At 66.0% G+C, this 20711-nt stretch carries 40 protein-coding genes; 38 read left to right on the plus strand and 2 right to left on the minus strand.

What is annotated here, in order from left to right; genetic code table 11:
* The 32 genes from IEX93_RS09575 to rplQ form a co-directional block, all read left to right on the plus strand.
* On the plus strand, nucleotides 1-72 hold a 72-nt coding region (locus tag IEX93_RS09575; protein WP_188847335.1), incomplete at its 5' end, for an EF-Tu C-terminal domain-related protein.
* Between the two features lie 8 nt (nucleotides 73-80).
* Nucleotides 81-398 carry a 30S ribosomal protein S10 gene (rpsJ, locus tag IEX93_RS09580; protein ID WP_188847982.1) on the plus strand — a complete coding sequence of 106 codons (318 nt, stop codon included), beginning with the start codon at nucleotides 81-83 and terminating at the stop codon, nucleotides 396-398.
* The gene (gene rplC / locus IEX93_RS09585; RefSeq protein ID WP_188847983.1) at nucleotides 395-1015 is read left to right on the plus strand and encodes a 50S ribosomal protein L3; all 621 of its coding nucleotides are present in this window, start codon (nucleotides 395-397) and stop codon (nucleotides 1013-1015) included. Before rpsJ ends, rplC begins: the two co-directional genes overlap by 4 nt.
* On the plus strand, nucleotides 1012-1644 hold the full coding sequence (gene rplD, locus IEX93_RS09590; protein ID WP_188847984.1) for a 50S ribosomal protein L4: 633 nt from the start codon (nucleotides 1012-1014) through the stop codon (nucleotides 1642-1644). The genes rplC and rplD overlap by 4 nt, the downstream gene beginning before the upstream one ends.
* On the plus strand, nucleotides 1641-1931 hold the full coding sequence (locus IEX93_RS09595) for a 50S ribosomal protein L23 (RefSeq protein WP_188847985.1): 291 nt from the start codon (nucleotides 1641-1643) through the stop codon (nucleotides 1929-1931). The genes rplD and IEX93_RS09595 overlap by 4 nt, the downstream gene beginning before the upstream one ends.
* A 49-nt stretch (nucleotides 1932-1980) precedes the next feature.
* Nucleotides 1981-2808, plus strand: coding sequence for a 50S ribosomal protein L2 (gene rplB, locus IEX93_RS09600; protein ID WP_188847986.1), 828 nt, complete (start codon nucleotides 1981-1983; stop codon nucleotides 2806-2808).
* 8 nt (nucleotides 2809-2816) lie between these two features.
* Nucleotides 2817-3098, plus strand: a complete 282-nt coding sequence (rpsS, locus tag IEX93_RS09605; RefSeq protein ID WP_188847987.1) for a 30S ribosomal protein S19 — start codon at nucleotides 2817-2819, stop codon at nucleotides 3096-3098.
* A gap of 2 nt (nucleotides 3099-3100) precedes the next feature.
* Nucleotides 3101-3442, plus strand: coding sequence for a 50S ribosomal protein L22 (gene rplV / locus IEX93_RS09610; RefSeq protein ID WP_188847988.1), 342 nt, complete (start codon nucleotides 3101-3103; stop codon nucleotides 3440-3442).
* Entirely contained in the window at nucleotides 3432-4151 is a 720-nt protein-coding gene (gene rpsC, locus IEX93_RS09615; protein WP_188847989.1) for a 30S ribosomal protein S3, read from the plus strand. The genes rplV and rpsC overlap by 11 nt, the downstream gene beginning before the upstream one ends.
* Nucleotides 4152-4154: 3 nt before the next feature.
* Nucleotides 4155-4580 carry a 50S ribosomal protein L16 gene (rplP, locus tag IEX93_RS09620; RefSeq protein WP_188847990.1) on the plus strand — a complete coding sequence of 142 codons (426 nt, stop codon included), beginning with the start codon at nucleotides 4155-4157 and terminating at the stop codon, nucleotides 4578-4580.
* Nucleotides 4567-4785 (plus strand): 50S ribosomal protein L29, encoded by a 219-nt coding sequence (gene rpmC / locus IEX93_RS09625; RefSeq protein ID WP_188847991.1) that lies wholly within the window; start codon nucleotides 4567-4569, stop codon nucleotides 4783-4785. The genes rplP and rpmC overlap by 14 nt, the downstream gene beginning before the upstream one ends.
* A complete protein-coding gene (rpsQ, locus tag IEX93_RS09630; RefSeq protein ID WP_188847992.1) occupies nucleotides 4778-5095 on the plus strand; it encodes a 30S ribosomal protein S17 in 318 nt (105 codons plus the stop codon). The genes rpmC and rpsQ overlap by 8 nt, the downstream gene beginning before the upstream one ends.
* Nucleotides 5092-5460, plus strand: a complete 369-nt coding sequence (gene rplN / locus IEX93_RS09635; protein ID WP_188847993.1) for a 50S ribosomal protein L14 — start codon at nucleotides 5092-5094, stop codon at nucleotides 5458-5460. Before rpsQ ends, rplN begins: the two co-directional genes overlap by 4 nt.
* Entirely contained in the window at nucleotides 5460-5792 is a 333-nt protein-coding gene (gene rplX, locus IEX93_RS09640) for a 50S ribosomal protein L24 (RefSeq protein WP_188847994.1), read from the plus strand. Before rplN ends, rplX begins: the two co-directional genes overlap by 1 nt.
* A gap of 1 nt (nucleotide 5793) precedes the next feature.
* A complete protein-coding gene (gene rplE / locus IEX93_RS09645) occupies nucleotides 5794-6342 on the plus strand; it encodes a 50S ribosomal protein L5 (protein WP_188847995.1) in 549 nt (182 codons plus the stop codon).
* A gap of 7 nt (nucleotides 6343-6349) precedes the next feature.
* Nucleotides 6350-6535 carry a type Z 30S ribosomal protein S14 gene (locus IEX93_RS09650; protein WP_008633399.1) on the plus strand — a complete coding sequence of 62 codons (186 nt, stop codon included), beginning with the start codon at nucleotides 6350-6352 and terminating at the stop codon, nucleotides 6533-6535.
* 68 nt (nucleotides 6536-6603) lie between these two features.
* Nucleotides 6604-7020, plus strand: a complete 417-nt coding sequence (gene rpsH / locus IEX93_RS09655) for a 30S ribosomal protein S8 (RefSeq protein ID WP_188847996.1) — start codon at nucleotides 6604-6606, stop codon at nucleotides 7018-7020.
* Nucleotides 7020-7562: a 50S ribosomal protein L6 gene (gene rplF / locus IEX93_RS09660; RefSeq protein ID WP_188847997.1), complete on the plus strand. Its 543-nt coding sequence runs from the start codon at nucleotides 7020-7022 to the stop codon at nucleotides 7560-7562. The genes rpsH and rplF overlap by 1 nt, the downstream gene beginning before the upstream one ends.
* Before the next feature lie 8 nt (nucleotides 7563-7570).
* Entirely contained in the window at nucleotides 7571-7909 is a 339-nt protein-coding gene (rplR, locus tag IEX93_RS09665) for a 50S ribosomal protein L18 (protein WP_188847998.1), read from the plus strand.
* Nucleotides 7910-7918: 9 nt separating this feature from the next.
* Entirely contained in the window at nucleotides 7919-8392 is a 474-nt protein-coding gene (rpsE, locus tag IEX93_RS09670; RefSeq protein WP_188847999.1) for a 30S ribosomal protein S5, read from the plus strand.
* The gene (rpmD, locus tag IEX93_RS09675) at nucleotides 8392-8574 is read left to right on the plus strand and encodes a 50S ribosomal protein L30 (protein WP_188848000.1); all 183 of its coding nucleotides are present in this window, start codon (nucleotides 8392-8394) and stop codon (nucleotides 8572-8574) included. The genes rpsE and rpmD overlap by 1 nt, the downstream gene beginning before the upstream one ends.
* A complete protein-coding gene (rplO, locus tag IEX93_RS09680; protein WP_188848001.1) occupies nucleotides 8571-9023 on the plus strand; it encodes a 50S ribosomal protein L15 in 453 nt (150 codons plus the stop codon). Before rpmD ends, rplO begins: the two co-directional genes overlap by 4 nt.
* A 1-nt stretch (nucleotide 9024) precedes the next feature.
* Nucleotides 9025-10341 carry a preprotein translocase subunit SecY gene (secY, locus tag IEX93_RS09685; RefSeq protein ID WP_188848002.1) on the plus strand — a complete coding sequence of 439 codons (1317 nt, stop codon included), beginning with the start codon at nucleotides 9025-9027 and terminating at the stop codon, nucleotides 10339-10341.
* A 4-nt stretch (nucleotides 10342-10345) separates the two neighbouring features.
* Nucleotides 10346-10906 carry an adenylate kinase gene (locus IEX93_RS09690; protein WP_188848003.1) on the plus strand — a complete coding sequence of 187 codons (561 nt, stop codon included), beginning with the start codon at nucleotides 10346-10348 and terminating at the stop codon, nucleotides 10904-10906.
* Entirely contained in the window at nucleotides 10907-11674 is a 768-nt protein-coding gene (gene map, locus IEX93_RS09695) for a type I methionyl aminopeptidase (protein ID WP_188848004.1), read from the plus strand.
* 7 nt (nucleotides 11675-11681) lie between these two features.
* Entirely contained in the window at nucleotides 11682-11900 is a 219-nt protein-coding gene (gene infA, locus IEX93_RS09700) for a translation initiation factor IF-1 (RefSeq protein ID WP_003043942.1), read from the plus strand.
* A 10-nt stretch (nucleotides 11901-11910) separates the two neighbouring features.
* Nucleotides 11911-12024: a 50S ribosomal protein L36 gene (gene rpmJ, locus IEX93_RS09705; RefSeq protein ID WP_008633370.1), complete on the plus strand. Its 114-nt coding sequence runs from the start codon at nucleotides 11911-11913 to the stop codon at nucleotides 12022-12024.
* Between the two features lie 9 nt (nucleotides 12025-12033).
* Nucleotides 12034-12414 (plus strand): 30S ribosomal protein S13, encoded by a 381-nt coding sequence (gene rpsM, locus IEX93_RS09710; RefSeq protein WP_188848005.1) that lies wholly within the window; start codon nucleotides 12034-12036, stop codon nucleotides 12412-12414.
* A gap of 33 nt (nucleotides 12415-12447) precedes the next feature.
* The gene (rpsK, locus tag IEX93_RS09715; protein ID WP_188848006.1) at nucleotides 12448-12834 is read left to right on the plus strand and encodes a 30S ribosomal protein S11; all 387 of its coding nucleotides are present in this window, start codon (nucleotides 12448-12450) and stop codon (nucleotides 12832-12834) included.
* A 14-nt stretch (nucleotides 12835-12848) separates the two neighbouring features.
* Nucleotides 12849-13478 (plus strand): 30S ribosomal protein S4, encoded by a 630-nt coding sequence (gene rpsD, locus IEX93_RS09720; RefSeq protein ID WP_188848007.1) that lies wholly within the window; start codon nucleotides 12849-12851, stop codon nucleotides 13476-13478.
* A 23-nt stretch (nucleotides 13479-13501) separates the two neighbouring features.
* On the plus strand, nucleotides 13502-14446 hold the full coding sequence (locus IEX93_RS09725; protein WP_188848008.1) for a DNA-directed RNA polymerase subunit alpha: 945 nt from the start codon (nucleotides 13502-13504) through the stop codon (nucleotides 14444-14446).
* Between the two features lie 4 nt (nucleotides 14447-14450).
* Nucleotides 14451-14807: a 50S ribosomal protein L17 gene (gene rplQ, locus IEX93_RS09730; protein WP_188848009.1), complete on the plus strand. Its 357-nt coding sequence runs from the start codon at nucleotides 14451-14453 to the stop codon at nucleotides 14805-14807.
* 40 nt (nucleotides 14808-14847) lie between these two features.
* On the opposite strand, the gene IEX93_RS09735 is transcribed toward rplQ, so the two are convergent.
* Complete coding sequence (locus IEX93_RS09735; protein ID WP_188848010.1) at nucleotides 14848-15312, minus strand: DNA cytosine methyltransferase; 465 nt, start codon at nucleotides 15310-15312, stop codon at nucleotides 14848-14850.
* Nucleotides 15313-15355: 43 nt separating this feature from the next.
* On the opposite strand from IEX93_RS09735, the gene IEX93_RS09740 reads away from it, so the two are divergent.
* Nucleotides 15356-16189: a DMT family transporter gene (locus IEX93_RS09740; protein ID WP_188848011.1), complete on the plus strand. Its 834-nt coding sequence runs from the start codon at nucleotides 15356-15358 to the stop codon at nucleotides 16187-16189.
* A 4-nt stretch (nucleotides 16190-16193) separates the two neighbouring features.
* Here IEX93_RS09740 and IEX93_RS09745 read toward each other — a convergent pair whose 3' ends face one another.
* Nucleotides 16194-16718: an HNH endonuclease gene (locus IEX93_RS09745; protein ID WP_371863177.1), complete on the minus strand. Its 525-nt coding sequence runs from the start codon at nucleotides 16716-16718 to the stop codon at nucleotides 16194-16196.
* Nucleotides 16719-16797: 79 nt separating this feature from the next.
* On the opposite strand from IEX93_RS09745, the gene IEX93_RS09750 reads away from it, so the two are divergent.
* Genes IEX93_RS09750 through IEX93_RS11875 form a run of 5 tightly spaced genes read left to right on the plus strand, consistent with a single transcriptional unit; the run spans nucleotide 16798 to nucleotide 20708 of the window.
* Nucleotides 16798-18141 carry a tetratricopeptide repeat protein gene (locus IEX93_RS09750; RefSeq protein ID WP_229906158.1) on the plus strand — a complete coding sequence of 448 codons (1344 nt, stop codon included), beginning with the start codon at nucleotides 16798-16800 and terminating at the stop codon, nucleotides 18139-18141.
* A gap of 1 nt (nucleotide 18142) precedes the next feature.
* A complete protein-coding gene (locus tag IEX93_RS09755; RefSeq protein ID WP_188848014.1) occupies nucleotides 18143-18913 on the plus strand; it encodes an SPOR domain-containing protein in 771 nt (256 codons plus the stop codon).
* Complete coding sequence (locus IEX93_RS09760) at nucleotides 18910-19545, plus strand: redox-sensing transcriptional repressor Rex (RefSeq protein WP_188848015.1); 636 nt, start codon at nucleotides 18910-18912, stop codon at nucleotides 19543-19545. The genes IEX93_RS09755 and IEX93_RS09760 overlap by 4 nt, the downstream gene beginning before the upstream one ends.
* A gap of 7 nt (nucleotides 19546-19552) precedes the next feature.
* Complete coding sequence (locus IEX93_RS09765; RefSeq protein WP_188848016.1) at nucleotides 19553-20062, plus strand: hypothetical protein; 510 nt, start codon at nucleotides 19553-19555, stop codon at nucleotides 20060-20062.
* A 10-nt stretch (nucleotides 20063-20072) separates the two neighbouring features.
* A complete protein-coding gene (locus IEX93_RS11875; protein ID WP_371863176.1) occupies nucleotides 20073-20708 on the plus strand; it encodes an Ig-like domain-containing protein in 636 nt (211 codons plus the stop codon).
* Nucleotides 20709-20711: the final 3 nt, after the last annotated feature.

The following is a 20711-nucleotide window of genomic DNA, read 5'->3' on the forward strand; positions in this document are numbered from 1 at the left end:
GGCTTGCGGTTTGCCATCCGGGAGGGTGGGCGGACCGTGGGCGCCGGGGTCGTCACCAAGATCCTGGAGTGAGGTGAGGTATGCCCAAGATCCGCATCAAGCTTCGGGGCTTTGACCACAAGACCCTGGACGCCTCGGCCCAGAAGATCGTGGAGGCCGCAAGGCGCTCGGGGGCGCAGGTCTCGGGCCCCGTGCCCCTGCCTACCCGGGTGCGCCGCTTCACCGTGATCCGGGGGCCCTTTAAGCACAAGGACTCCCGGGAGCACTTTGAGCTTCGCACCCACCACCGCCTGGTGGACATTCTGAACCCCAACCGCAAGACCATTGAGAGCCTCATGAACCTGGACCTGCCCACCGGCGTGGAGATTGAGATCAAGACCGTGGGAGGTGGCAAGTGAAGGGCATCCTTGGGCTCAAGGTGGGCATGACCCGGGTCTATAAGGACGACCGGGCCATCCCCGTCACCGTGATCCTGGCGGGCCCCTGCCCCGTGGTCCAGCGCCGTACCCCGGAGAAGGACGGCTACCTGGCGGTGCAGCTCGGGTTTCTTCCCCAGAAGCCTAAGCGGGTTAACCGCCCCATGAAGGGCCACTTCGCCAAGGCAGGAGTGGAGCCGGTGCGTGTTCTCCGGGAGATCCGGGACTTCAACCCCGAAGGGGATGTGGTCACCGTGGAGATCTTCAAGCCCGGGGAACGGGTGGACGTGACCGGAACCTCCAAGGGCCGGGGGTTCGCCGGGGTGATGAAGCGCTGGAACTTCGCCGGTGGTCCCGACTCCCACGGGGCTCACAAGATTCACCGGCACCCTGGTTCCATCGGCAACCGTAAGACCCCGGGCCGGGTGTACAAGGGCAAGAAGATGGCGGGCCACTACGGGGCGGAGCGGGTCACGGTGCAGAACCTCGAGGTGGTGGACGTGATTCCCGAGGAGAACCTCCTCCTGGTCAAGGGCGCCGTGCCTGGGCCCAACGGCGGCCTCGTGGTGGTGCGCGAGACCAAGAAGGTGGCTGAATGAAGGAGGGCATGGTGTACCAGATTCCTGTCGTCTCCGCCTCTGGAAAGCGGGAGCTTGCCGCCGAGCTTCCTCAGGAGATCAACCCCCACCTCCTCTGGGAGGTGGTGCGCTGGCAGCTGGCCAAGCGCCGCCGGGGTACCGCCAGCACCAAGACCCGGGGCGAGGTGGCCTACTCCGGCCGGAAGATCTGGCCCCAGAAGCACACGGGCCGGGCCCGCCACGGGGACATCGGGGCCCCCATCTTCGTGGGCGGTGGCGTGGCCTTCGGTCCCAAGCCCCGGGACTACAGCTACACCCTTCCCAAGAAGGTGCGGAAGGCGGGGCTCGCCATGGCCGTGGCCGACCGGGCCAAAGAGGGGAAGCTTCTCCTCGTGGAGGCGTTTTCCGGGGTGAACGGTAAGACCAAAGAGTTCCTGGCCTGGGCTCAAGGCGTGGGGCTGGACGGCTCCGAGAGCGTTCTTTTGGTGGCGGAAAGCGAGCTCGTCCGCCGCGCGGCCCGCAACCTGCCCTGGGTGGTCACCCTGGCCCCCGAGGGGCTCAACGTCTACGACATCCTCCGCACCGAGCGGCTGGTCATGGACCTGAAGGCCTGGGAGGTGTTCCAAAGCCGCATTGGGGGTGAGGCATGAAGACCGCCTACGACGTGATCCTGGCCCCGGTCCTTTCCGAAAAGGCCTACGCCGGCTTCGCTCAGGGCAAGTACACCTTCTGGGTGCACCCCAAGGCCACCAAGACCGAGATCAAAAACGCGGTGGAGGAAGCCTTCAAGGTCAAGGTGGTGAAGGTGAACACCCTGAACGTCCGGGGTAAGAAGAAGCGCCTGGGCCGTTACCTGGGCAAGCGCCCCGACCGGAAGAAGGCCATCGTTCAGGTGGCTCCCGGGCAGAAGATTGAGGCCTTGGAGGGCCTCATCTAGACCCCGCCAGGAGGGGAGCCCGGCCCCGATCTGGCAAGGGAGGAAGAGAATGGCTGTAAAGAAGTTCAAACCCTACACGCCGAGCCGCCGCTTCATGACGGTGGCGGATTTCTCCGAGATCACCAAGACCGAGCCGGAGAAGTCCCTGGTCAAGCCCCTGAAGAAGACGGGGGGGCGCAACAACCAGGGCCGCATCACCGTGCGCTTCCGGGGCGGCGGCCACAAGCGGCTTTACCGCATCATTGACTTCAAGCGTTGGGACAAGGTGGGCATCCCCGCCAAGGTGGCGGCCATAGAGTACGACCCTAACCGCTCGGCCCGCATCGCCCTTTTGCACTACGCCGACGGGGAAAAGCGGTACATCATCGCCCCGGAGGGCCTACAGGTGGGGCAGCAGGTGATGGCGGGCCCCGACGCCCCCATTCAGGTGGGCAACGCCCTTCCCTTGCGCTTCATCCCCGTGGGTACCGTGGTCCACGCCGTGGAGCTTGAACCCCAGAAGGGGGCGAAGCTGGCCCGCTCCGCCGGCACCAGCGCCCAGATCCAGGGCCGGGAAGGGGACTACGTGATCCTCCGCCTGCCTTCGGGGGAGCTTAGGAAGGTGCACGGGGAGTGCTACGCCACGGTGGGGGCCGTGGGCAACGCCGACCACAAGAACATCGTCCTGGGCAAGGCGGGCCGCAGCCGCTGGCTCGGCCGCAGGCCCCACGTGCGCGGGGCCGCCATGAACCCCGTAGACCACCCCCACGGCGGTGGGGAGGGCCGGGCGCCCAGGGGCCGTCCCCCGGCCTCGCCTTGGGGTTGGCAGACCAAGGGGCTTAAGACCCGGAAGCGGCGCAAGCCCTCGAGCCGCTTCATCCTCGCCCGTAGGAAGTGAGGTGAGCCATGCCGCGTAGCTTGAAAAAGGGCGTTTTCGTAGACGATCACCTCCTGGAGAAGGTGTTGGAGCTCAACGCCAAGGGGGAGAGGCGGCTCATCAAGACCTGGAGCCGCCGCTCCACCATCGTGCCCGAGATGGTGGGGCACACCATCGCGGTCTACAACGGCAAGCAGCACGTGCCCGTGTACATCACCGAGAACATGGTGGGGCACAAGCTGGGCGAGTTCGCCCCCACCCGCACCTACCGGGGGCACGGCAAAGAGGCCAAGGCCACCAAGAAGAAGTAGCCATGGAAGCGAAAGCCATCGCCCGATACGTGCGCATCTCCCCCAGGAAGGTCCGGCTGGTGGTGGACCTGATCCGGGGGAAGAGCCTCGAGGAGGCCCGCAACATCCTGCGCTACACCCACAAGCGGGGGGCCTACTACGTGGCCAAGGTGCTGGAGTCCGCCGCCGCCAACGCGGTCAACAACCACAACATGCTGGAAGACCGCCTCTACGTGAAGGCGGCCTACGTGGACGAGGGGCCGGCCCTCAAACGGGTGCTTCCCAGGGCCCGGGGCCGGGCGGACATCATCAAGAAGAGGACGAGCCACATCACGGTGATTCTGGGGGAGAAGCATGGGAAATAAGATCCACCCGATCGGTTTCCGGCTCGGCATCACCCGGGACTGGGAGTCCCGCTGGTACGCCGGCAAGAAGCAGTACCGCCACCTCCTCTGGGAGGACCACCAGATCCGCGAGCTTCTTTCCAAGGAGCTCTACCCGGCGGGCCTGGCCCGCGTGGACATTGAACGGGCTGCCGACAACGTGGTGGTGACCGTGCACGTGGCCAAGCCCGGCGTGGTCATCGGCCGGGGCGGGGAGCGCATCAAGGCCCTGCGGGAGACCCTGGCCCAGATGACGGGAAAGAACGTGGCCTTAAACGTCCAGGAGATCCAAAACCCCAACCTCTCCGCGCCCCTGGTGGCCCAGCGGGTGGCGGAACAGATTGAGAGGCGCTTCGCCGTGCGCCGGGCCATCAAGCAGGCGGTGCAGCGGGTCATGGAGGCGGGGGCCAAGGGGGCCAAGGTCATTGTCTCCGGCCGGATCGGCGGGGCCGAACAGGCCCGCACCGAATGGGCCGCCGAGGGCCGGGTGCCCCTCCACACCCTGCGTGCTAACATAGACTATGGTTTCGCGTTGGCCCGCACCACCTACGGGGTGCTGGGGGTCAAGGCGTATGTGTTTTTGGGCGAGGTGATCGGCGCCCAGAAGGCCAAGCCCAAGACGGAGATGCCCAAGGCCGAGGAGAGGCCCCGGCGCCGCCGCCCGTCCGTGCGCGTGAAGAAGGAGGAGTAGGCCATGCTGATGCCCAGGCGCATGAAGTACCGGAAACAGCAACGGGGCCGCCTGAAGGGGGCCACCAAGGGGGGCGATTACGTGGCCTTCGGGGATTTCGGCCTCGTGGCCCTGGAGCCCGCCTGGATCACCGCCCAGCAGATTGAGGCGGCCCGTGTGGCTATGGTGCGCCACTTCCGCCGCGGGGGGAAGATCTTTATCCGCATCTTCCCCGACAAGCCCTACACCAAGAAGCCCCTCGAGGTGCGCATGGGTAAGGGCAAGGGGAACGTGGAGGGGTACGTGGCGGTGGTGAAGCCGGGCCGGGTGATGTTTGAGGTGGCCGGGGTCAGCGAGGAGCAGGCCATGGAGGCCCTGCGCATCGCCGGGCACAAGCTCCCCATCAAGACCAAGATCGTGCGGAGGGACGCCTACGATGAAGCTCAGTGAGATCCGCAAGGAACTGGAGGAGGCGCGGAAGCTTTCCCCGGTGGAGCTGGAGAAGCTCATCCGCAAGAAGAAGCGGGAGCTCATGGACCTCCGCTTCCAGGCGGCCATCGGGCAGCTTTCCCAGAACCACAAGATCCGCGACCTCAAGCGGAGCATCGCCCGCCTCCTGACCGTGCTCAACGAGAAGAGGAGGAGCCATGCCTAAAAAGGTGCTGACCGGGGTGGTGGTGAGCGACAAGATGCAGAAGACCGTCACGGTCCTGGTGGAGCGCCAGTTCCCCCACCCCCTCTACGGCAAGGTCATCAAGCGCTCCAAGAAGTACCTGGCCCACGACCCCGAGGAGAAGTACAAGGTGGGGGACGTGGTGGAGATCATCGAGTCCCGGCCCATCTCCAAGCGGAAGCGCTTTAGGGTGCTCCGCCTGGTGGAGTCGGGCCGGATGGACCTGGTGGAGAAGTACCTGATCCGCCGCCAGAACTACGCTAGCCTTTCCAAGCGGGGAGGTAAGGCATGATCCAGCCCCAGACCTACCTGGAGGTGGCCGATAACACCGGGGCCCGGAAGATCATGTGCATCCGGGTTCTTAAAGGCTCCAACGCCAAGTACGCCACCGTGGGGGACATCATCGTGGCCAGCGTCAAGGAGGCCATCCCCCGCGGCATGGTGAAGGAAGGGGACGTGGTCAAAGCGGTGGTGGTGCGCACCAAGAAGGAGGTGAAGCGCCCCGACGGCTCCGCCATTCGCTTTGACGAGAACGCCGCCGTCATCGTCAACAACCAGCTGGAGCCCCGGGGAACCCGCGTCTTTGGCCCCGTGGCGCGCGAGCTAAGGGAGAAGGGCTTCATGAAGATCGTCTCCCTGGCCCCGGAGGTGCTTTGATGCGGGTGAAGCTTCACGTGAAGAAGGGGGACACGGTTCTCGTGGCCTCCGGCAAGTACAAGGGCCGGGTGGGCAAGGTGAAGCAGGTCTTGCCCAAGAAGTACGCCGTCATCGTGGAGGGGGTGAACATCGTCAAGAAGGCGGTGCGGGTGAGCCCCCAGCACCCCCAGGGCGGCTTCATTGAGAAGGAGGCGCCCCTGCACGCCTCCAAGGTCCGCCCCATCTGCCCCGCTTGCGGCAAGCCCACCCGGGTGCGGAAGAAGTTCCTGGAGGACGGGCGTAAAGTGCGGGCCTGCGCCAAGTGCGGCGGGTCCTTGGACGTGGAGGAGTAGCATGCCCTTAGACGTTGCCCTCAAGCGGAAGTACTACGAGGAGGTCCGGCCGGAGCTCATCCGCCGCTTCGGCTACCAGAACATCTGGGAGGTGCCCCGGCTGGAGAAGGTGGTGATCAACCAGGGCCTGGGCGAGGCCAAGGAGGACGCCCGCATCCTGGAGAAGGCGGCTCAGGAGCTCGCCCTCATCACCGGGCAGAAGCCCGCTGTCACCCGGGCCAAGAAGTCCATCTCCAACTTCAAGCTCCGCAAGGGGATGCCCATTGGCCTCAGGGTTACCCTCCGGGGGGACCGGATGTGGATCTTCTTGGAGAAGCTCCTCACCGTGGCCCTGCCCCGGATCCGGGACTTCCGCGGGGTGAACCCCAACAGCTTTGACGGCCGGGGCAACTACAACCTGGGCCTGAAGGAGCAGCTCATCTTCCCCGAGATCACCTACGACATGGTGGACGCCCTCCGGGGGATGGACATCGCCGTGGTGACCACCGCGAGGACCGACGAGGAGGCCAGGGCCCTTCTGGAGCTCTTGGGCTTCCCCTTCAGAAAGTGAGGCGAGGATGGCGAGGAAAGCGCTGATTGAGAAGGCCAAGCGGACCCCCAAGTTCAAGGTGCGGGCCTACACCCGTTGCGTCCGGTGTGGCCGGGCCCGGAGCGTGTACCGCTTCTTCGGGCTGTGCCGCATTTGCCTGCGGGAGCTTGCCCACAAGGGCCAGCTTCCCGGCGTGAGGAAGGCCAGCTGGTAGGCCGTGGCCGGTCGGGGGGGTTCCCTCGAGACCGCATGGTCCAGACGTGAGGAAAAAGGAGAGGAACAATGTGGAGCGACCCCATCGCCGACATGCTGACCCGGATCCGCAACGCCACCCGGGTCTACAAGGAGAGCACGGAGGTACCCGCCTCCCGCTTTAAGGAGGAGATCCTCAAGATCCTGGCGCGGGAGGGGTTCATCAAGGGGTACGAGCGGGTGGAGGTGGACGGCAAGCCCGCGTTGCGCATCTACCTGAAGTACGGTCCCCGCCGCCAAGGACCCGATCCCCGGCCCGAGCAGGTGATTCACCAGATCCGCCGCATCAGCAAGCCGGGGCGCCGGGTCTACGTGGGGGTCAAGGAGATTCCCAGGGTGCGCCGGGGCTTAGGGATCGCCATTCTTTCCACGTCCAAGGGGGTGCTCACGGACCGTGAGGCCCGGAAGCTGGGCGTGGGCGGCGAGCTTATCTGCGAGGTGTGGTGATGTCCAGGATCGGCAGGCAACCCATTCCCTTGCCCAAAGGGGTTAGCGTGGAGGTGGCCCCGGGGCTGGTGAAGGTCAAGGGGCCGAAGGGCGAGCTTTCCGTGCCCGTCTCCCCCGAGCTCAAGGTGGTGGTGGAGGAGGGCGTGGTGCGGGTGGAACGCCCTTCCGACGAGCGCCGCCACAAAAGCCTCCACGGCCTGACCCGAACCCTTATCGCCAACGCGGTCAAAGGGGTTTCCGAGGGGTACGTGAAGGAGCTTTTGGTCAAGGGCATCGGCTACCGGGCGCGGCTTGTGGGGCGGGCGGTGGAGCTCACCGTGGGCTACAGCCACCCCGTGGTGGTGGAGCCGCCCGAGGGCATCACCTTTGAGGTGCCCGAGCCCAACCGCATCCGGGTGGTGGGCATTGACAAGCAGAAGGTGGGCCAGGTGGCGGCCAACCTCCGCGCCGTCCGCAAGCCCAGCGCCTACCACGAGAAGGGGATTTACTACGCAGGCGAGCCCATCCGCCTCAAGCCCGGCAAGGCCGGGGCCAAGAAGTAGGGGGGACTATGGCACGGCTTACCGCTTACGAGCGTCGCAAGTTCCGGGTACGCAACCGCATCAAGCGCACGGGCCGGCTCCGCCTCTCCGTTTTCCGTAGCCTCAAGCACATTTACGCCCAGATCATTGACGACGAGAAGGGGGAGACCCTGGTGGCGGAGTCCAGCCTGGCCCTTAAACTCAAGGGCAACAAGACCGAGGTGGCCCGGCAGGTGGGGCGGGCCTTGGCGGAAAAGGCTCTGGCCAAGGGCATCAAGCAGGTGGTGTTTGACCGCGGCCCCTACAAGTACCATGGTCGGGTAAAGGCCCTGGCCGAGGGTGCCCGGGAAGGTGGTCTGGAGTTCTAAGGAGGAACCATGCCCGAGACCGACTTTGAGGAGAAGATGATCCTGATCCGGCGCACCGCCCGCATGCAGGCGGGTGGCCGCCGCTTCCGGTTTGGGGCCTTGGTGGCGGTGGGGGACCGCCAGGGGCGGGTGGGCCTCGGCCTGGGCAAGGCGCCCGAGGTGCCCTTGGCGGTGCAGAAGGCGGGGTACTACGCCCGCCGCAACCTGGTGGAGGTTCCCATCATCAACGGCACCATCCCCCACGAGATTGAGGTGGAGTTCGGGGCCTCCAAGATCATCCTCAAGCCGGCGGCCCCCGGGACCGGGGTGATCGCCGGGGCGGTGCCCCGGGCCATCCTGGAGCTTGCCGGGATCACCGACATCCTCACCAAGGAGCTGGGGAGCCGCAACCCCATCAACATCGCCTACGCCACCATGGAGGCCTTGAAGCAGCTCCAGACCCAGGAGGATGTCCGGCGCCTGAGGCGCGGTGGGGAGGAGTGATGGCCAAGCTCAAGGTGAAGCTGGTCAAAAGCCCTATCGGCTACCCCAAAGACCAGAAGGCGGCCCTTAAGGCCTTGGGGCTGACCAAGCTCCAGAAGGAGCGGATCCTCGAGGACACCCCCGCCATCCGGGGGAACGTCCAGAAGGTGATCCACCTTCTTCGCGTGGAGGTGGTGGAATGAAGCTTTCTGAACTTAGGCCGAACCCGGGAGCCAACAAGAAGCGGAAGCGGGTGGGCCGGGGTCCGGGCTCCGGCCACGGCAAGACCGCCACCCGCGGCCACAAGGGGCAGAAGTCCCGCTCGGGCGGGACCAAGGACCCTCGCCGCTTTGAGGGCGGCCGCTCCACCACCCTGATGCGCCTGCCCAAGCGGGGCATGCAGGGCCAGGTGCCGGGGGAGATCAAGCGCCCCCGGTACCAAGGGGTGAACCTCAAGGACCTGGCCCGCTTTGAGGGGGAGGTCACCCCGGAGCTCCTGGTGCGGGCGGGCCTTCTGAAGAAGGGGTACCGGCTCAAGATCCTGGGCGAGGGGGAGGCAAAGCCCCTTAGGGTGGTGGCCCATGCCTTCTCCAAGAGCGCCCAGGAAAAGTTGAAGGCGGCGGGCGGCGAGGCCGTTTTGCTGGAGGCCTAGGATGCTCAAGGCCTTCCGGAGCGCCCTCCAGATCCCCGAGCTCCGTCAGCGGGTTCTCTTCACCCTCTTGCTGCTGGCCGCCTACCGCCTCGGGGCCTTCATCCCCACCCCGGGGGTGGACCTGGACAAGATCCAGGAGTTCTTGCGCACGGCCCAGGGTGGGGTTTTTGGCATCATCAACCTCTTTTCCGGGGGCAACTTTGAGCGCTTCTCCATCTTCGCCCTGGGGATCATGCCCTACATAACGGCGGCCATCATCATGCAGCTTTTGGTGAACGTGGTCCCGGCTTTGGAGAAGCTTTCCAAAGAGGGGGAGGAGGGCCGCCGCATCATCAACCAGTACACCCGCATCGGCGGCATCGCTCTGGGGGCCTTCCAGGGCTTTTTCCTGGCCACGGCCTTTCTGGGGGCGGAGGGGGGGCGGTTCCTCCTTCCCGGCTGGTCCCCGGGGCCCTTCTTCTGGTTCGTGGTGGTGGTGACCCAGGTGGCGGGGATCGCCCTCCTCCTCTGGATGGCCGAGCGCATCACCGAGTACGGCATCGGTAACGGCACGAGCCTCATCATCTTCGCCGGCATCGTGGTGGAGTGGCTTCCCCAGATCCTGCGCACCGTCGGCCTCATCCGCACCGGGGAGGTTAACCTGGTGGCCTTCCTCTTCTTCCTGGCCTTCATCGTCCTGGCCTTCGCCGGCATGGCCGCCGTCCAGCAGGCGGAGCGGCGCATCCCCGTCCAGTACGCCCGGAAGGTGGTGGGCCGCAGGGTCTACGGGGGCCAGGCCACCTACATCCCCATCAAGCTCAACGCCGCCGGGGTGATCCCCATCATCTTCGCCGCCGCCATCCTGCAGATCCCCATCTTCCTCACCGCCCCCTTCCAGGACAACCCCGTGCTCCAAGCCATCGCCAACTTCTTTGACCCCACCCGCCCCTCGGGGCTTATCCTGGAGGTCCTCCTGGTCATCCTTTTCACTTACGTGTACACCGCCGTCCAGTTTGACCCCAAGCGGATCGCCGAGTCCTTGCGGGAGTACGGGGGCTTCATCCCGGGGATCCGCCCGGGGGAACCCACGGTGAAGTTCCTGGAGCACGTGGTCTCCCGCCTGACCCTTTGGGGGGCCCTTTTCTTGGGGTTGGTGACCGCCCTGCCCCAGATCATCCAGAACCTCACCGGGGTAAGGAGCATCGCCTTCTCGGGGATCGGCCTCCTCATCGTGGTGGGGGTGGCCCTGGACACCCTTAGGCAGATTGAAAGCCAGTTGATGCTGCGAAGCTACGAGGGCTTCCTCTCCAAGGGCCGCGTCCGCGGCCGGAGCCGCTAGGGAGGTGGGCGTGGGCGAAGCGGTGATCTTTTTGGGTCCGCCTGGAGCGGGAAAGGGCACCCAGGCGGCGAGGCTTTCGGCGGAACTTGGCTTCAAGAAGCTTTCCACGGGGGATATCCTGCGGGACAACGTGGCCCGGGGCACCCCTTTGGGGCGGCAGGTCAAGCCCATCATGGACCGGGGGGACCTGGTGCCCGACGAGCTCATCCTGGCCTTGATTCGCGAGGAGCTGGCTGAGCGGGTCATCTTTGACGGCTTTCCCCGCACCCTTCCCCAAGCGGAGGCCCTGGATCGCCTCCTCGAGGAGACCGGCACCCGGCTCCTCGGGGTGGTGCTGGTGGATGTGCCCGAGGAGGAGCTCGTGCGCAGGATGCTCAAGCGGGCGGAGCTGGAGGGGCGCTCCGACGACAACGAGGAGACGATAAGGCGGCGCCTCGAGGTTTACCGGGAGAAGACCGAGCCCCTCATCCAGTACTATGAGAAGAAGGGGGTCCTGCAGCGGGTGGACGGCCTCGGCACGCCCGATGAGGTTTACGCCCGCATCCGGGCCGCCTTGGGGATCTAGATGGCCATCAAGCTGAAAAGCCCCTGGGAGATTGAGCGCATGCGGGAGGCGGGAGCCCTCCTCACCGAGGTGGTGGAGGAGGTAGCCCGCCACGTGGAGCCGGGGATCACCACCAAGGAGCTGGACCGGATCGCCTACGAGGCCATCAAAAAGCGGAAGGCCAAGCCCGCCTTCCTGGGCCTCTACGGCTTCCCCGCCACCTTGTGCACCTCGGTGAACGAGGTGGTGGTCCACGGCATCCCCTCGGACGAGCCTTTAAAGGAGGGAGACATCCTCTCCGTGGACGTGGGCCTCATTTACCAGGGGTTCGCCGCCGACATGGCCCGCACCTTTCCCGTGGGCCGGGTCTCCCCCGAGGCGGAAAGGCTCATCCGGGACACGGAGGCGGCCTTCTTTGAGGGGCTAAAGTACCTGCGCCCGGGCTACCGCATCGGGGACGTGGCCCACGCGGTCCAGACCTTCCTGGAAAGCCGGGGCTACGGCGTGGTGCGAGAGTTTGTGGGCCACGGGGTGGGGCGAGAGATCCACGAAGACCCCCAGGTCCCCAACTTCGGCAAGCCGGGAACCGGTCCCAAGATCCGTCCCGGGATGACCCTGGCCCTCGAGCCCATGGTCACCCTTCGCCCAGCGCCTGTGGTAATATTGGAAGATGGCTGGACGGCGAGCGCCGGCAAGGGCAACCTCGCCGCCCACTACGAGAACACCGTCTTGGTGACGGAGGAGGGACCGGAGCTCCTCACCGGGGTTTCCCTGGTGCGGGCCCAATAGGAGGGGTATGGCGAAGGAGAAGGACACCATTCGGGCGGAAGGCGTGGTCACCGAGGCTTTGCCCAACACCACGTTTCGGGTGAAGCTGGACTCGGGGCCCGAGATTTTAGCCTACATCTCGGGCAAGATGCGCATGCACTACATCCGTATCCTGCCCGGGGACCGGGTGGTGGTGGAGATTACCCCTTACGACCCCACGCGGGGCCGTATCGTCTACCGCAAGTAGGAGGCCAGGCATGAAGGTTAGGGCATCGGTGAAGAGGATCTGCGATAAGTGCAAGGTGATTCGCCGGCACGGACGGGTATACGTGATCTGCGAAAACCCCAAGCACAAGCAGCGGCAGGGGTAGGGAGGAGTCGTGGCGAGGATCGCAGGCGTAGAGCTTCCCAGGAACAAGCGGGTGGACGTGGCCCTCACCTACATCTACGGCATCGGCAAGGCCAGGGCCAAGGAGGCGTTGGAGAAAACGGGGATCAACCCCGCTACCCGGGTGAAGGACCTCAGCGAGGCCGAGGTGGTCCGCCTCCGCGAGTACGTGGAAAACACCTGGAAGCTGGAAGGGGAGCTTAGGGCGGAGGTGGCCGCCAACATCAAGCGGCTCATGGACATCGGCTGCTACCGGGGCCTTCGCCACCGCCGGGGCCTGCCCGTGCGGGGCCAGCGCACCCGGACCAACGCCCGCACCCGCAAGGGGCCCCGCAAGACGGTGGCCGGTAAGAAGAAGGCGCCTAGGAAGTAGGCTTGGGCCAGAGGATACTCCGAGAGGGAGCGTATGGCCAAGAAGACAAAGAAGAAGGTCAAACGGCAAGTGGCCACGGGGAGGGCGTACATCCACGCCTCCTACAACAACACCATCGTCACCATCACCGACCCCGAGGGCAACCCCATCACCTGGTCCTCGGGTGGGGTCATCGGCTACAAGGGAAGCCGCAAGGGCACGCCTTACGCCGCCCAGCTTGCGGCCATGGACGCCGCCAAGAAGGCCATGGCCTACGGGATGCAGAGCGTGGACGTGATCGTTCGGGGCACGGGAGCGGGCCGGGAGCAGGCCATCAGGGCCCTCCAGGCCTCCGGGCTCCAGGTGAAGTCCATCGTGGACGACACCCCTGTTCCCCACAACGGTTGCCGGCCCAAGAAGAAGTTCCGTAAAGCCTCGTAAGGGAGTGGGAGAAGATGGGTCGCTATATCGGACCAGTTTGCCGCCTTTGCCGCCGGGAGGGTGTGAAGCTTTACCTCAAGGGGGAGCGGTGCTACAGCCCCAAGTGCGCCATGGAGCGCCGCCCTTACCCCCCGGGGCAGCACGGGCAGCGGCGTTCCCGCCGCCCCTCCGACTACGCCGTGCGCCTGAGGGAGAAGCAGAAGCTCCGCCGCATCTACGGGATCTCCGAGACCCAGTTCCGCAACCTCTTTGAGGAGGCCAGCAAGAAGAAGGGGGTCACGGGTACCGTCTTTTTGGGGCTTCTGGAGTCCCGGCTGGACAACGTGGTCTACCGGCTGGGCTTCGCCGTGAGCCGCCGCCAGGCCCGGCAGATGGTGCGCCACGGACACATCACCGTGAACGGGCGCCGGGTGGACCTCCCCTCTTACCGGGTGAAGCCAGGGGACGAGATCGCCATCGCCGAGCGGAGCAGGAACCTGGCCTTCATCCGGGAGAACCTCGAGGCCATGAAGGGGCGCAAGGTGGGGTCCTGGCTCTCCCTGGACCTGGAGAACATGAAGGGGACCTTCCTGCGCCTGCCCGACCGGGAGGACCTGGCCCTGCCCGTGAACGAGCAGCTGGTGATTGAGTTCTACTCCAGGTAGTCCCCGGGCTTGAGAGGAGGCTTATGTTAGAGAGCAAGCTCAAGGCCCCGGTCTTCACGGTGCGCACGCAGGGGCGGGAGTACGGGGAGTTCGTCCTGGAGCCCCTGGAGCGGGGGTTTGGCGTCACCCTGGGCAACCCCCTAAGGCGCATCCTCCTTTCCTCCATCCCTGGGACGGCGGTCACCAGCGTGTACATTGAGGACGTCCTCCACGAGTTCTCCACCATCCCCGGGGTGAAGGAGGACGTGGTGGAGATCATCCTCAACCTCAAGGAGCTGGTGGTCCGCTTCCTGGACCCCAAGATGGAGACCACCACCCTGGTCCTCAAGGCGGAGGGCCCCAAGGAGGTCACCGCCAGGGACTTCACCCCCAATAGCAGCGTGGAGATCATGAACCCTGACCTCCACATCGCCACCCTGGAAGAGGGAGGGAGGCTTTACATGGAGGTGCGGGTGGACCGGGGCGTGGGGTACGTCCCCGCGGAGAAGCACGGGATCAAGGACCGCATCAACGCCATCCCCGTGGACGCCATCTTCTCCCCTGTGCGCCGGGTGGCCTTCCAGGTGGAGGACACCCGGTTGGGCCAGCGCACCGACCTGGACAAGCTCACCTTGAGGATCTGGACCGACGGGTCCATCACCCCCCTGGAGGCCCTGAACCAGGCGGTGGAGATCCTCAAGGAGCACCTCTCCTACTTCGCCAATCCCCAAGGGGAGGAGGCCGTCCTTCCCGAGCCCAAGGCGGAAGGGGGGGTCAAGGGGGCGGAGGAGAACCTGGACCTGCCTTTGGAGGAGCTTGGGCTTTCCACCCGCGTCCTCCACAGCCTCAAGGAGGAGGGCATTGAGTCGGTGCGGGCCCTTCTAGCCCTGAACCTAAAGGACCTCAAGAACATCCCGGGCATCGGGGAAAGGAGCCTGGAGGAGATCCAGGAGGCCCTGGCCAAAAAGGGCCTTTCCCTAAGGGAGTGAGAGCATGCGCCACCTAAAGTCTGGAAGGAAGCTGAACCGTCACTCTTCCCACCGCCTGGCCCTCTACCGGAACCAGGCCAAGAGCCTTCTCACCCATGGCCGCATCACCACCACGGTGCCTAAGGCCAAGGAGCTCACCGGCTTCGTGGACCACCTCATCCACCTGGCCAAGCGGGGCGACCTCCACGCCCGCAGGCTGGTCCTCCGGGACCTCCAGGACGTGAAGCTGGTGCGCAAGCTCTTTGACGAGATCGCCCCCCGCTACCGGGACCGCCAGGGCGGTTACACCCGGGTCCTCAAGCTGGCGGAGCGCCGCCGGGGGGACGGGGCGCCCTTGGCCCTGGTGGAGCTGGTGGAGTAGGGGTTTAAAGAGGGGCGGGGGGGCGGGCCGCCCCCTTCCTTTATTCCTTGGCCTTAAGGAGGCGGAGGAGCTGGTCCTCCAGCTCGCCGATGTAGGCGGCCAGGGTGTTGCCGTGCTTCTCCAGGGTGTCGGCGATCTCCGCCGCCAGGGCCTTTAGCTCCGCCTTTTCCGCCTCGGCCAGGCGCTGGAACTCGGCCTCGAGGTAGCGCTTAAGCTCCGTGAAGCGGCTTTGCTCGGCGTCCTCCGCCAGCTTCTTGTAGTGGAGAAGCTCCCGGGCGTAGCGCCGCACCTCCAGGAGGGCGGCCGTTTCCAGACCGATGGAAAAGAGAAGGTAGAGGAGGGTCACCACCCCCAGGGCGATCACCAGGCTTAGGCCCAGGGGGGCCTCCACCCGGGTGAGCCCCAGGGAAAGGACGCTGGGTTTGGTGAGCTCCCCCCAGTTGAGCCAGGCGAAGAGGGCAAGGAGGAGCAAGAAGACCAGGGCAAAGAACAGGCGCGCGTTCATGCCAACCTCCCCAAGGACATCGGGGGGATTATACACTCCGTCCATGGGTTACGTGTACCTGCTCCTCGCCGCCGCCCTTTGGGGCCTGATCGGGCCGGTTAGCCGGATCGCTTTCCAAGAGGGGCTTTCCCCCCTTCTCGTGGCCTTTTTCCGAGCGGCCATCGCCTGGGTTTTTTTCGCCCTGCACGCTCTTCTTCTGGGGCAGGTGCGGGTGGCCCGGCGGGACCTCCCCGCCCTCGTCCTCTTCGGGGTGGTCTCCGTGGCCCTCTTCTACGGGGCCTACCAGCTGGCGGTGGACTATGGGGGAGCGGCTTTGGCTTCGGTGCTCCTCTACACCGCCCCCGCCTGGGTGGCCCTCCTCTCCCACCTGATCCTCAAGGAGCCCCTGGACCGGAAAGGGCTTCTTGCCGTGGCCCTCACCCTTTTGGGCGTGGCCCTCATGGGCTTGGGCGGGGGGAGCGAGGTCCGGGCGGGGTTCCTCGCCCTTTTCTTCGGCCTGCTTTCCGGCTTCACCTACGCCCTTTATTACATCTTCGGCAAGCTTTACCTGCCCCGCTACGCCACCCCCACCCTCTTCCTCTACGCCCTGCCCGTGGGGGCCTTGGCCCTTTGGCCCTTCGTGGACTTCGCGCCCTTGAGCGGGCGGGCCTGGGCGGCCTTGCTTTTCCTGGGGCTTTTCTCCACCTACGGGGCCTATCTGGCCTATTACGCTGGGCTTAGGCGCCTTCCCGCCACCCGGGCCAGCGTGGTGGCCACCCTCGAGCCCGTGGTGGCCAACCTCTTCGCCTTCCTCCTCTTCCGCGAGGTCCTGGCCCCTTTGGGCTACCTGGGGGCGGCTTTGGTCCTTTGGGCGGTCCTCCTCACCGTGCGGCGGTAAGCCCTCACCGGAGGAGGGCTTCCAGGTAGGGCCGCCAGGCCTCGGGGACCTCCTTGAGGTCCGAGAGGAAAAGGGGCAGGAGGGGGGGCTTGGGGGGCTTAAGAAGCCGCATCCCCGCCTCCTCCGGGGTGCGGTTCCCCTTCTTAAGGTTGCAGGCGCGGCAAGCCGCCACCAGGTTGTCCCAGGTGCTAAGCCCGCCCCGGCTTTTGGGGAGGACGTGGTCCACGGTGAGTTCCCCGCCCTTTTGGCCGCAGTACTGGCAGGTGTAGCGGTCGCGCCGGAGGACGTTCCTGCGGTTGAGGGGCACGCGGCCCGGCCTGCGGCGGACCATGCGCTTTAAGCGGATCACGCTGGGGACGGGGATCCGGGTGGAGGGGGTGTGGAGGTAGCGGCCGCTTTCCGCCACCATCTCCGCCCCGCCGGAGAGGACCAAAAGGACGCTCCGCTTGATGCTGGCGAGGCCCAGGACCTCATAGGCGGCGTTGAGCACCAAAACCCGGGGACTTTCCAGGTCTAGGGGCCTGGGGATGGGGTCCACGTCCTTAACATAGCAAGTTTGCCCCAAAGGCTGTGTTATGCTTAGGCCAAAGGCAGGTTTGGAGGCATTTATGACGAGGCGCTTTTTCCCAACCATCCTCCTCCTGGCCGGGCTGGCCTCAGGCCAGGTATCCCTGGAAGGGGCGGAAGCCCTTTTGAAGGCCGGCAGGTACGCCGAGGCGGCGGCGGCCTACGAGGAGATCCTGAGCCGGGATTACCGCCTCTTTGCGGCCCATCTGGGGTTAGGGGTGGCCCTGGTGCGGGCGGGGCGCCTCGAGGAAGCCCGCTTCGCCTTTGACCAGATGACCCGGGTCTTCCCGGACCGCTACGAGGGCTTCTACAACCTGGGCCAGGTCTACCTTCGCCTGGGGAAACCCCAGGAGGCCGCCGAGGCCTTTTCCAAGGCGGTGGCCTTAAACCCCACGGAGGAGGCCTACCTGGGGCTTTCCGGGGCCTTGGCTCAGGCGGGGCGGGCGGGGGAGGCGGCGGAGGCCCTGAAGCGGGGGCTTGCCCCTGAGCGGAGCCTGGCCTACCGCCTGGCCCTGGCCAAGGCCCTCTACGCCGCCGACAGGCGGGCCGAGGCGGTGCCCGTCCTTTACGAGGTCCTCAACCGGGACGCCGCCCAGGCGGAGGCCTGGGACCTTCTGGCCCGGATCCTGGCCGAGGAGGGTCTAAAGGAGCGGGCCCTTAGGGAGGTGGACCGGGGCCTAAAGGCGGTTCAGGGCCCGGCCCGCGCCCGGCTCCTCCTGAGGAAGGCCCTGCTTTCGGAAAACCCCGATGCCTACCTGGAAGAGGCCCTGGCCCTGGACCCCGGGCTTTGGGAGGCGGCCTACGCCCTGGGCCAGCGCCGTCTGGAGCGGGGGGATGCCCGGGGGGCCCTTGAGCCCTTGCGCCAGGCCTACCGGATTAGCCCCGAGCCCCAGGTGGCCCTGGCCCTGGCCGCCGCGTACCTGAGGCTTCGGGACTTTGGGAACACCTACCGCTACGCCCAAGAGGCGGGGCCTTCCGGGGCTTTCCTCCGGGCCCAGGCGGCCTACGCCCTGGGGCGGAAGGAGGAGGCCTTGGCCCTGGTGGAAGGGGTGGGTTCCCCCGAGGCCCAGGCCCTCCGGGGGGCGCTCCTTTTGGAGCTGGGGCGGGCTGAGGAGGCGGCGGCCGTCCTCCGCCCCCTCTACCAGGAGGCCAAGGACCCGGAGGTGGGGGCCAACCTGGGAGCGGCCCTGGTGGCGGCGCGGCGTTTCGGCGAGGCGGAGCTCCTTCTCCGAGAGGTGCTCGCCCAAGCTCCCCGCCTTGCCCCCGCCTGGTACAACCTGGGCCTGGCCCTCTCCGCCTTGGGCCGGGAGGCCGAGGCCCGGCGGGCCCTGGCCCGGGCGGCGGAGCTGGGTTCGGCGGAGGCCAAGGCGCTTCTCGGGAGGTAGGATGCGTTGGCTTCGGGAGAACTGGCTGGACTTCCTGATCTTCCTTCTCATCGCCTTGGTGGCGGCGGGGATTGTCCTTTACCTTACGGGCGTGAACCCCTTCGCCAGGCCCCAGGGGGCCGCCCCCGGGGCGGTGCCGCCTGCCCCCAGGCCCGAGGCCTCGTCCCAGGGAACGCCGCTTCCGGCTCCAGAGACCCCTTCCCCGCCCGAGGAGACCGTGATCACGGTGATCCCCCTGCCCGAGGCCCCCAAGGAGGAACCTCCGCCGAGGGCGGAGGCCGCTTCCCCTTCTAGGGCTTCGCCTCCTTCGCCCTCGAGTCCCTCCCCGGCCCCCACGGGGCGCTACCGGGTGGCCGTGGGCTCCTTCGCCAACCCGGAAAACGCCTTGAAGCTTCAGCGGGAGCTCCAGGCCAAGGGGTACCCGGCCCGCCTCGAGGCCGCGGGCCCCCTCACCCGGGTGGTGGTGGGCCCCTACGCCACCGAGGCGGAGGCCTCCCGGGTGGCCCAGGCCTTGGCCTCCTACGGGGCCCAGGTGTACCGGGGCCAGGGGGCCTTGCCCCCGGAGGAGAGGGTTTACCTTCAGGTGGGGGCCTTCCAGAAGGAGGAGAACGCCTTAACCCTCTCGGGCAAGCTCAGGGAGATGGGCCTCCCCGTGGTCCTGGTGCGGGACGGGCTTTACCGGGTCCGGGTGGGCCCGGTGGCGGAAGGGGAGGTGGAGGCTTACAAGACCCGGCTTAAGGCTTTGGGCCTCGAGGCCGTGGAGGTGCGATGAAGGTTCCCAGCGCCGCCATCAACCGTCTGGTGACCTACCTCCGGATTCTGGAAGAGCTGGAGGCCAAAGGGGTGCACCGCACCAGCTCCGAGCAGCTGGCGGAGCTCGCCCAGGTCACCGCCTTCCAGGTGCGCAAGGACCTCTCCTACTTCGGCTCCTACGGCACCCGGGGGGTGGGGTACACGGTCCCCGTTTTGAAACGGGAACTCCGCCACATCCTGGGGCTTAACCGCAAGTGGGGCCTGTGCATCGTGGGCATGGGTCGCTTAGGAAGCGCCCTCGCCGACTACCCGGGCTTCGGGGAGAGCTTTGAACTCAGGGGTTTCTTTGACGTGGACCCCGCCAAGGTGGGCAGGCCCGTGGGCAAGGGGGTCATTGAGCACGTGGACCGCCTCCCCGAGAGGGTCCCGGGCCGCATAGAGATCGCCCTCCTCACCGTGCCCCGGGAAGCGGCCCAGGAGGCCGCTGACCGCCTGGTGGCGGCGGGGATCAAGGGGATTCTGAACTTCGCCCCGGTGGTCCTGGAGGTGCCCAAGGAGGTGGCGGTGGAGAACGTGGACTTCTTGGCGGGGCTTACCCGGATTTCTTTTGCTATACTCAATCCCAAGTGGAGAGAGGAGATGATGGGGTGAGGGGCTTATGAGAAAGCAAAGCTTGCTCCTATTCCTCGGGCTGGTCCTGACGCTGGCTGCTTGCTCCACGGACGTTTTCTTGCAACAACCCTATCGGGTGCGTCTAGAGCCTGCCCAGCTTGGTTACGAGGTGGACGACCAGGGGAACATTACCGTGGTTCCCAATACCGCTTACGTGGAGGTGGCCCCGGGAGCGCCCGGAGGCTACCTGGAGCGGTACGAGTACCTGGTGGTGGACGACTCCGGCAACGAGGTGGCCCCAGGCTCCTCTTTGGGTAGCGGTTTTGTGGGTGTGAGGGTGCCGCCTGGGTATGAGGAGGTGGAGGGGCAGAAGCGTTTTGTCTCCACCACGTCCGATCACTTTACCTTTAGCCTTGACGGCCAGGTGGCGGAGTCGCATCTCCAGCAGGGGTCTCCTTTGAACTGGCGCTACCAGGTCACGTGGTACGTGACCACCTCTAATGGCAACACGGTTTCCTGGACGCAGGAGTATCAGATCCAAAGCCCCAAGAGGTAGGAGGGGGAGAATGCGCAGATATTTGGTTTTGGGGGGAGCTGCTCTAGCGGGTGCTTTGCTCCTGTTGGGAGGGTGTGGCCGGGTAGCGAGCCCAAACGCTGGGACAGCCAACCTTTCTGTAACCATTAGCCAGCCCCAGAATGGCGCGTTCACCAACGCCCGGGATGTGGAGGTCAAGGTCTCCGCCACCGGGGCCAAGGTGGATAGCGTTCGGGTTGAGTATCAGGGCCCTAGTGGCAACGGTTCCATATCCCTTTCCCCTCAGGGGGGCGTGTGGAAGGGTAGCTTACCCTCCTCTTTGGCTTCCGGTGTTTATACCCTCACCGCCAAGGCCAGCGCTGGCTCGGTGGAAAAGGAGAGCCCATCCATCCAGTTCACCCTTGACTTGGATAAGCCCACCCTCGAGGTTATTGAGCCCTCCGATAAACCTATTGTTTTGCAGAGTAACAAAGATTTGACGATTCAGGTGCAGGCACGGGACGACCTTTCGGGGGTAAAGCAGGTTCGTTTGTTTGTGGGGTCTACCCCTGTAGATGTGGCTCCTTCCGTCTCGGAAGATGTTTATACCTTTTATGTGAATCCCCTCTTCGGTTATTCGCTCCGACACTATTCACGCCGCCACCCTAGCTACCCAGGCGATGGGTAAGGC

It is taken from the genome of Thermus composti, assembly GCF_014647535.1.
Lineage (GTDB): Bacteria > Deinococcota > Deinococci > Deinococcales > Thermaceae > Thermus > Thermus composti.